The 1,229-nt window shown below is 33.7% G+C and carries 1 protein-coding gene and 1 pseudogene; both read left to right on the top strand.

All coding sequences use genetic code 11. The features are described 5' to 3' along the window. Positions 1 to 446: pseudogene (locus BCR24_RS16765) on the top strand (hypothetical protein); the annotation flags it as partial. 17 nt (positions 447 to 463) lie between these two features. Continuing rightward, positions 464 to 850: a hypothetical protein gene (locus BCR24_RS11525; RefSeq protein ID WP_069640674.1), complete on the top strand. Its 387-nt coding sequence runs from the start codon at positions 464 to 466 to the stop codon at positions 848 to 850. The last annotated feature ends 379 nt before the right edge of the window (positions 851 to 1,229 follow it).

Below are 1,229 nucleotides of genomic sequence, written 5' to 3'. Positions count from 1 at the left end.
TTGGGAAATCGAATAAAACAATAACTGTGCCAGGCAAGAAGATTCAGAGCGTGAAAGGCAAGCCATCTAAGGTGAAGGCTCCTGGGAAAGCTAGTGGAGGTAATGTTCCTAAATTACCTAAAAACTACTTGGATGAAGCACTAAAACAACAAGGATTAGATAAAGTTCCTAAAAATCTGAAACAAAAATGGACACAAGATAGTTTTAATTATGAAGTAAGGATTCATCCAGGAAATAGTGCACATACTGATGCAGAGTCAATATATAGAGTATCAAGAAAAGCAACACCTGTTGCAGGGAAACAAGGAAGCGGAATGGAATATATGGATGTTGATGGAAATTGGTGGCCTGAGAGTAAGTTAAAAGAGTTCCATAAGGGTGGTAATCCTAATCCCAATTTCAATCATAAAGCTGCTAAAGATACTCATATACCTGTTGGCAAATAGAGAAAGAGGGAAAAAATATGAATACAGACGAAATTAACACACAAATACTAGCAATCAATAATTATTTAAAGAAATGTTTATGGATGGATTTTGAATTTGCAAGAATGGATGGCGGAGATATTGTTGTAGCTGGTAGAATTGATACATCATACGATGAATTTGCTATCAACATAGAATTCGGTGAACCATTTTATATTTCTAGTCTTTTGTCATGGCATCTAGATGACTCTAAACCATTTATAGAAGTTGTAGATGGTGATGAAAAGCAGATAGTTGATGATAAGTATCAGGTTGAACAAGGAAACTATATTTTTAAAATTAATGCTGAAGATTTTGAAAAAGCTCCAATAATCATTGCAAGTAAAAGCATTAAATGTGAAATTGTAAATGAAAAACCATTCTAAAAATAAAAAAGCTACTCTACTACTCGAAAGGAATCGAGAAGATGGAGCCTTGACTAGTAAGCTGTAACTCACTAATCAAGTTGCCAATAGCTAACAAAAAGCCAGCTGTATTTATTGTACAAACATTCAAAGGACTTTTCTAGTCTTTTGGATGTTTATTAAGTGTACAGTAATTTCAGCTATAAGAATATGAAGTTATTGAAACGGTATTAGTGAGGAGGATCAACTAATACCATTTTTTCAAGTATAAAAACAATAAAAAAGGGTTCAAATAGAAAATAAGCAAAGTCTGGTGTTGGGTCAAAGAAGGACATACGACAGCAGATCCAGAAGATATTGAAAAAACATTCTTGTACAATGACTGGGTTGCTCGTATGCT

Origin of the sequence: Enterococcus ureilyticus (genome assembly GCF_001730315.1) — a bacterium.
GTDB lineage: Bacteria > Bacillota > Bacilli > Lactobacillales > Enterococcaceae > Enterococcus_L > Enterococcus_L ureilyticus.
This window is presented reverse-complemented; position numbering and strand designations above follow the sequence as displayed.

Coding starts and splice junctions, on each gene's coding strand:
- BCR24_RS11525 (WP_069640674.1), top strand. CDS start 464: ATGAATACAGACGAAATTAACACACAAATACTAGCAATCAATAATTAT.